This is a genomic window from Intrasporangium sp. (genome assembly GCF_035280925.1).
In the GTDB taxonomy this organism is placed as follows: Bacteria; Actinomycetota; Actinomycetes; order Actinomycetales; family Dermatophilaceae; genus Intrasporangium.
In genome coordinates this window covers 1-6,946 of sequence record NZ_DATEEY010000032.1, presented here as the reverse complement: position 1 = coordinate 6,946, position 6,946 = coordinate 1, and the positions used below count along the sequence as shown (strand labels likewise).

The following is a 6,946-nucleotide window of genomic DNA, read 5'->3' as shown; positions in this document are numbered from 1 at the left end:
CCAGGTGCGTGGTGGGGACCTCGATGCGGTCGCCGTCGATCAGGCCGGGTGGGACGGCGACGTGGACGCTCTCGGTGTTGTCGTGGCTGGTCACGGTGTCGGTCCGGGTCGTGCCGTGGCAGCTCTCCTCGAGGGTGAGCTCGAGCTCGGCCTCCTCGTCCGGGGGTGGGCGCGCAGCAGTGTCGGTGCCGAGGTGGAAGGCGTGGGTGAGAGTGGGGACGCCGAGCCAGAGCGCCTCGCGGGGGGTGCTGCCGGGACGGGCCCGGCCGGTGCTAGGCGGCGACCATGATGCGTGGTGGGAACCGGTGGAGGTTCGGCTCCGGCGCGGCGCCCGAGCCGCGTCGTAGCGAGCCCGGGCGCCGGGATCGGACAGCACCCGGTAGGCGTGGGTGATCTCGGTGAACCGGTGCGCGGCCCCTGGGGTGGTGTCGACGTCCGGGTGGTAGCGCCGGGCCAGCCGCCGGTAGGCACGGGTGATCTCGGCGCTGCTGGTGGCCGGTGTGAGGCCGAGGATCTGGTACAGGTCGGGGCTGGGCTGCTCGGCCGGGCTGGGAGCGGTCATCAGCGCCTCCGGCTCGCGAGGGCTGTCTCGGGATGTCGATGCCACCGGAGAGGCCACGCATCACCGGTGTCGGGGTGTGGCGTGTCTGGTCGGGGGCTGGCCGGGCCCAACGGGTGCCCGGCCAGCCGGGTGGGGGCGAAGCATCGTCGGCGCGGCGTCGGTGACACAGATCGCCTTGAGTGGGTGTGTCGCCACCTCATGCGTGGCGCCGTCTGGTCGTCTCGGTCTGGTGCTGCAGGGTTGCCGGTCGGCCAGGCGGTGAGCGCTGCCTGGCCCACCCCCCAACGCCGGGATGCCGCGCCCTGTTCGCCGCTCGTTTGAGCTGCACCCGCCTCCAGGGACCCTCTGGCGGGGTCGGTGGCCGGCTGGCCGGGCGGCGCAGAGGGGGCCGCACCGGTGGCGGAGTTGGCCATTCGGCAGCGATGATCGCCTCGAACTCCGCCTGCACCAAGTCCTCGTCGGAGTAGACCAGCTCGAGGAACTGCTCCTCGAGGGTGTCGGTCAGGCCCTCGTCGTAGGTGTGCCGGATCGTGGTCATGGCGCGACCTCGGAAACGAGCCTCAGGCGTTGATGGCCTGCCGGTCCTGTCCGGCGCTGGTGATCTCGATCTTGCGGGGTTTGGCCTGCTCGGCCACCGGGATTCGCAGCGTGAGCACGCCCGCGTCGTAGCTGGCCTCGATGTGCTCGGTGTCCAAGTTGTCGCCCAGCACGAGCTGCCGGCTGAAGGTGCCCCGCGCCCGCTCGGCGGCGAGCATCTCCTGGTTATCGCTGCGCGCCGGCCGCTCGGCGCGTACGGTCACCACGTTGCGCTCCACGTCCAGCTCGATCGCCTCCGGGGCGACGCCCGGCAGGTCGAACTCGACCACGAAGGTGTCCCCGTCGCGCCAGGCATCCATTGGCATCGCGGCCGGATACGCCACGGTGCCGTTGCCGCGGAAGAACTGTTGGGTCAACCGGTCGAGCTCCCGGAACGGATCGGTGCGCATCAGCAACTGAGCCACCGTCGAACACTCCTTTCTGGTGTTGTCCGTCACCCACTGACCTATCGCAGCGGATATAGATTTCTTATAGTCCTGGCAGGATGATGAGTCAAGAGGGCAATCCGAGAAACCAGGCCACGACGGACCGGCCGGTCCTCACGGAGGACCGGGCCGACACCGATGAACGCCGAGGGAGGCGCCAGCGATGATCCTGACGGAGGTCGCCATCGAACGGCCCCGGCTGTTCGGCGGCGGGCGGGACGCGCGATGAGCGACATCCGCTCCGACCAAGGCGTCTACGGGATCTCGGTGGCAGCGCAGCTGGTCGGCATGGGCGTCCAACGGCTGCGGCTCTACGAGTCGCGTGGCCTGCTCGAACCCGAGCGCACCGCCGGTGGCACCCGTCGCTACAGCCGGGACGACCTGGACCGGCTGCAGCGCATCGACGCCCTGCTCGAGGCGGGGTTGAACCTGGCCGGCATCGCCATGGTGCTCGACCTCCAGGACGAGAACCACCGCCTGCACCACCGACTCGGCGTTCCCCCTGCAAGACCTGTGGAGAAGTCGGAAGGGCGTTCCGCGGGTTCTTCCTAGCCTCGTCGAGATAGGGCTGGGAGGAGTCTGCAGATGAGATTTGGGGTGGAGCCCGAGGCGCTCGGCCGCGACTCGGCGCGGTTCGGCGAGGCGGTCGGGGCGCTAGCGGGCGTCGACGTCCCCGGGGCGATCGCGCCGTTGGCGTCGGCATTCCCGGGAGGGCTGACGGCAGCGGCGATCCGGGAGCTCGGGGAGGCGTGGGATGACCGCCTGCTCCGGGTCCGGCTCGGGCTCGAGCAGGTAGGGGATGGGCTGGGGGTGGCGGGCGAGTCGTATGCCGCGGTGGAGCAGATCGCCCGGCGGGCCCTGTCCCGGCGGCGCGAGCAACCCTGATGCCGCAGATCGGGGTGCGGCACATCCGCGGGTTCCAGTCGTCCGTCGTGCTCGAGGTCGCCCAACGACTCGAGGCGCAGCGGCGCCGTGTCATCTCGGCCACGGACGCGGTGCTCCGGGCCCGGGCGGCAGGGGAGTCGTGGACCGGGCCTGCCGCGGTCGCGGCGGCGGCACGTCAGGTTGGGGTACTCACTGCGCTCGCTGACGTGGCGGTTCGGTTGGCTGCGACGGCGGCCGCGCTGCGTGGCCTGGCTGGCAGGATGGATGCCTGCGGAGCGCTCGCCCGTCGGGCGGAGCGCACGGCGTCGGATCGGGGTGCGTGGACCGACGACCTCGGCTTGGTCCATCTGCCGCATCGGTGGCCGACCGGCGACCCCACCACGGACGCGCACGTGGGCCGGCTCGACGCGCTGATGGTGGATGAGGTGCGGCGCTGCCTCGACGAAGCGGTGCGGGTTGCCGAGGCCACCGATGTCGAGGTCCATCGCGCCCTTCTCGGCGCAGCCTTGCACCGGCTCACCGCTGGCGTGGCTGAGGACCTCGGCGTCGTGCCGCCGCCGCCCCAGGGTGCGGGCGGGCAGGCGGACGGCGCCTACGCCAACGCTGCGTGGTGGCGGAGCCTGACCGTGGCAGAACGCCGGTGGGTGATCGGCCACCACCCGGAGTGGGTGGGGCCGCGGGACGGTATTCCGGCGTGGGATCGTCATCAGGCGAACCTCAAGCTGTTGGCTCGGGCGCGGGTCGAGGCCGCTGAGCAGCTGCGCCGGGCCGGCCCCAGGGCGCGCCACACCGACGTCGTGGTGTGGGAACGGGTTGAGTCGATCGCGGCCATCGACGCCGTCCTGGGAAAGTCGGATGGAGTGACCAGGCACCTGCTGCTCGTCGACATCACGGGGCCCGTTGTCCGGGCCGTGACGACGGTAGGGAACGTCGACCGCGCCGGCCACGTCGCGACCTATGTCGGCGGGCTCTCGACGAGCCCGCACCTGGACCTGCGCCGCTACGACGAGACGTTCGCCCGCCTGCGCACGCTGGCATGGACCAAGACCCGGGGAACGGGGGACCAGGCCGACATCGCGATCGTGCAGTGGATGGGTTACCCGGCGCCGCAGTGGCGGGATGGGGCATTCGGCAGCAGGTCGGTCCTCAAGGACGACCTCGCCGAGGAGTGGGCGGATGAGCTCGCCTCGTTCACGAACGGCATCGCCGCCAGCCGCGACGAGCCTCCGCACCAGACCCTGTGGGCGCACTCGTACGGCTCCGTCCTGGCCGGCCTCTCGCTGCAGCACGTGATGCGGATGGACGACGTCGCGTTGTTCGGTTCGCCGGGGACCGCGCTGGACTCGCTCGGCGGGGCCGGCCTCAAACCCGGCGGACTCAACGTGCTCGCGTCTCCGACCGACGTTGTTGCAGCAACCGGATGGTTCGGGCGCGATCCGCGCGACGTCCCCGGAGTCGCCCACCTGTCGGCCGCCTGCGGGCTCAAGCCGGGATCGACCAACGAGTTCCTCATGGGGTCGCCGTGGCACAGCGCGTACCTGAAGGCCGGGACGACGAGCGAGCACAACCTGGCGGCCATCGCCGCTGGCCGACCGGACCAGCGGGTCTTTGCCGGAAGCCCCGTCGGGTCGTTCCGAGCGCGGGACTGCCGCCCTGACCCCTGACGAATCCGAACGAGATGGAGGAGAAGCGGATGAAGGACGAGGACGGCCGCCCCCTGGTGTCGGGCACGGCGGTGGCAGTGGTCGGATCCGGGTGGCTGCTCGGGTCGCTGCTGATGGGCTGGTCGACGGCGACGCCGCCCGATCTCGGCACGAGGATCGAGTGGTCGCTCGGCTGGGCGGCCTTCGGCGCCGTGCCCGCGATCATCATGATCCTCGTGTGGTCCTACCTCGACTGAGGCGGCGCTTTCTACACACTCGACGAGAAGGCTGGGCGTTTACTGCACACTCGACCAGGGCTGGGCCGAGCGGCGATCGCGTTTACTGCACACTCGAGGGAAGGTCCAGGTCGATGGTGTCCCGGGACGGGTGGGGCTGGTGTGGCGTTTGCGCAGGTCACCGGCCTGGGGCTGGACACGACGCGCCGAAGTTGCCGTATTGGCTTGATAACGCATGGGTCACGTGCCTACGATTACCCCAACATCTAGTAGTTACATAGCTGTAAGTCGTCCACATGTAGTCCCCAAGGGGCGACACGTTACGCACAAGCCATCCACACGCTGTCCCCAGCTCTGTCCCCAGAGCGAGCTCAGCGGCATACGGAATCAGCTGTGAAGGAAGGTGAGCGCAGGTGCACTGCCCGTTCTGTCGGCACACGGACTCGCGCGTCATCGACTCACGGACGACGGACGACGGCACCGCAATCCGCCGGCGCCGTCAATGCCCCGAGTGCAACCGCCGCTTCACGACGATCGAGACCTCGAGCCTCAACGTCATCAAGCGGTCGGGGGCCTCGGAGCCGTTCAGCCGGGCCAAGGTCCTGTCGGGGGTGCGCAAGGCGTGCCAGGGCCGTCCGGTCACCGAGGACGACCTCGCCCTGCTCGCCCAGAGGGTCGAAGAGACCATCCGGGCGCAGGGGAGCGCGGAGATCGAGGCCCACGAGGTCGGCATGGCCGTCCTCGAGCCGCTCCGCGAGCTCGACGAGATCGCCTACCTCAGGTTCGCAAGCGTCTACCAGGCCTGGGAGACGCTCGAGGATTTCGAAGGAGCCATCGCGGTCCTTCGAGCCGAGCGTGACGCGCTCGGGCACGAGCCTCCGGTTCGGCCCGAGATCGGCGCGAAGCGGTAGTCGCCCTCCACCCCCCTCGCAACACCCGGGGCACTGTCGGTGCTCTGTAGAAGACTCATCACTAGGACATTCGGTCCATGACATGGACCGTTGTCACGGTCAGGGAGGCCACAGCATGACGGAGATCGGAAACCGCAGCTCCCGTTCGAAGGGCGGCGCCAAGAGGGGCGTCAAGATCGATCGGATCTACACCAAGCCCGGGGTGCACCCCTACGACGAGGTCACCTGGGAGCGCCGCGACGTCGTCCAGCAGAACTGGAAGACCGGCGAGACGATCTTCGAGCAGCGTGGTGTGGAGTTCCCTGACTTCTGGTCGGTCAATGCCAGCACGATCGTCACGACCAAGTACTTCCGCGGCGCGCTCGGCACCGATGTGCGCGAGAAGTCCCTGAAGCAGCTCATCGACCGCGTGGTACTGACCTACACCGCGGCCGGGAAGCAACACGGCTACTTCGGCTCGGATGAGGACGCCGAGATCTTTGAGCATGAGCTGACGTATACCCTTCTGCACCAAGTCTTCTCGTTCAACTCTCCGGTGTGGTTCAACGTCGGGACGAAGTCGCCCCAGCAGGTGTCAGCGTGTTTCATCCTCTCCGTTGACGACTCGATGGACTCGATCCTCAACTGGTACAAGGAAGAGGGGAAGATCTTCCAGGGCGGCTCCGGTGCGGGCCTCAACCTGTCGCGGATCCGCTCGTCCAAGGAGCTGCTGTCGTCCGGTGGGACGGCGTCCGGCCCGGTGTCGTTCATGCGTGGCGCGGATGCGTCGGCGGGAACGATCAAGTCCGGTGGTGCGACGCGTCGTGCCGCGAAGATGGTCGTGCTCGACGTCGACCACCCGGACATCGAGGAGTTCATCGAGACGAAGGCGCGCGAGGAGGACAAGATCCGCGCGCTGCGTGACGCGGGCTTCGACATGGACCTCGGCGGCAAGGACATCGTCTCGGTCCAGTACCAGAACGCGAACAACTCGATCCGCGTGACGGACGAGTTCATGAAGGCCGTCGAGGACGGCGGCGAGTTCGGCCTGCGGGCCCGACTGACCGGCGAGGTCATCGAGAAGGTCGATGCGCGCAAGCTGTTCGAGAAGATCGCGCAGGCGGCGTGGGAGTGCGCCGACCCGGGCCTGCAGTACGACGACACGATCAACGCTTGGCACACGAACCCGGAGACGGGGCGGATCACGGCATCCAATCCCTGTTCGGAGTACATGTCGCTCGACAACAGCTCGTGCAACCTGGCGTCGCTCAACCTGCTCAAGTTCCTCCGCGACGACGACACGTTCGACGCGGTGACCTTCCAGAAGGTCACGGAGCTCGTCATCACGGCGATGGACATCTCGATCTGCTTCGCGGACTTCCCGACTGAGGCGATCACCCAGACGACGCGTGACTACCGCCAGCTCGGCATCGGCTACGCCAACCTTGGCGCGCTGCTCATGGCGACGGGTCACGGCTACGACTCCGAGGGCGGGCGTTCGCTCGCCGCCGCGATCACGTCGCTGCTGACCGGTGCTGCGTACAAGCGCTCGGCCGAGCTCGCGGCCGTGGTTGGGCCGTACGCCGGCTACGCCCGCAACGCGGAGGCGCACAAGCGGGTCATGCGGAAGCACCAGGCTGCCAACGACGACATCCGGACGCTGGACGCGATGGACTCCGACATCCACAAGGCCGCGACGAAGGCGTGG

Annotated in this window: 9 protein-coding genes; 6 read left to right on the top strand and 3 right to left on the bottom strand. The window is 68.9% G+C overall.

Translation table 11 applies throughout. The annotated features are described in order from the left end of the window. The 3 genes from VJN29_RS03515 to VJN29_RS03505 all read right to left on the bottom strand — a co-directional run. Positions 1–562, bottom strand: a 562-nt coding sequence (locus tag VJN29_RS03515; RefSeq protein WP_324142194.1) for a DnaJ domain-containing protein, incomplete at its 3' end; no start/stop codon positions are given. A gap of 196 nt (positions 563–758) precedes the next feature. Further along, positions 759–1,100, bottom strand: a complete 342-nt coding sequence (locus VJN29_RS03510) for a hypothetical protein (RefSeq protein WP_324142193.1) — start codon at positions 1,098–1,100, stop codon at positions 759–761. Positions 1,101–1,122: 22 nt separating this feature from the next. Further along, on the bottom strand, positions 1,123–1,554 hold the full coding sequence (locus tag VJN29_RS03505; RefSeq protein WP_324142195.1) for an HSP20 family small heat-shock protein: 432 nt from the start codon (positions 1,552–1,554) through the stop codon (positions 1,123–1,125). Between the two features lie 255 nt (positions 1,555–1,809). On the opposite strand from VJN29_RS03505, the gene VJN29_RS03500 reads away from it, so the two are divergent. The 6 genes from VJN29_RS03500 to VJN29_RS03475 all read left to right on the top strand — a co-directional run. After that, positions 1,810–2,136 (top strand): MerR family transcriptional regulator, encoded by a 327-nt coding sequence (locus tag VJN29_RS03500; protein WP_324142192.1) that lies wholly within the window; start codon positions 1,810–1,812, stop codon positions 2,134–2,136. A 33-nt stretch (positions 2,137–2,169) separates the two neighbouring features. Next, positions 2,170–2,469, top strand: a complete 300-nt coding sequence (locus VJN29_RS03495; RefSeq protein ID WP_324142191.1) for a hypothetical protein — start codon at positions 2,170–2,172, stop codon at positions 2,467–2,469. Further along, on the top strand, positions 2,469–4,133 hold the full coding sequence (locus VJN29_RS03490) for an alpha/beta hydrolase (protein ID WP_324142190.1): 1,665 nt from the start codon (positions 2,469–2,471) through the stop codon (positions 4,131–4,133). Before VJN29_RS03495 ends, VJN29_RS03490 begins: the two co-directional genes overlap by 1 nt. Positions 4,134–4,162: 29 nt before the next feature. Continuing rightward, positions 4,163–4,369: a hypothetical protein gene (locus tag VJN29_RS03485; RefSeq protein WP_324142189.1), complete on the top strand. Its 207-nt coding sequence runs from the start codon at positions 4,163–4,165 to the stop codon at positions 4,367–4,369. Positions 4,370–4,761: 392 nt separating this feature from the next. Further along, on the top strand, positions 4,762–5,259 hold the full coding sequence (gene nrdR, locus VJN29_RS03480; protein ID WP_324142188.1) for a transcriptional regulator NrdR: 498 nt from the start codon (positions 4,762–4,764) through the stop codon (positions 5,257–5,259). A 115-nt stretch (positions 5,260–5,374) separates the two neighbouring features. After that, positions 5,375–6,946, top strand: a 1,572-nt coding sequence (locus VJN29_RS03475) for a vitamin B12-dependent ribonucleotide reductase (RefSeq protein ID WP_324142187.1), incomplete at its 3' end; no start/stop codon positions are given.

Bases quoted from the DNA above. Each gene is read 5' to 3' on its own strand.
- VJN29_RS03510 (WP_324142193.1), bottom strand. From the start codon at position 1,100: ATGACCACGATCCGGCACACCTACGACGAGGGCCTGACCGACACCCTC.
- VJN29_RS03500 (WP_324142192.1), top strand. From the start codon at position 1,810: ATGAGCGACATCCGCTCCGACCAAGGCGTCTACGGGATCTCGGTGGCA.
- VJN29_RS03495 (WP_324142191.1), top strand. From the start codon at position 2,170: ATGAGATTTGGGGTGGAGCCCGAGGCGCTCGGCCGCGACTCGGCGCGG.
- VJN29_RS03490 (WP_324142190.1), top strand. From the start codon at position 2,469: ATGCCGCAGATCGGGGTGCGGCACATCCGCGGGTTCCAGTCGTCCGTC.
- VJN29_RS03485 (WP_324142189.1), top strand. From the start codon at position 4,163: ATGAAGGACGAGGACGGCCGCCCCCTGGTGTCGGGCACGGCGGTGGCA.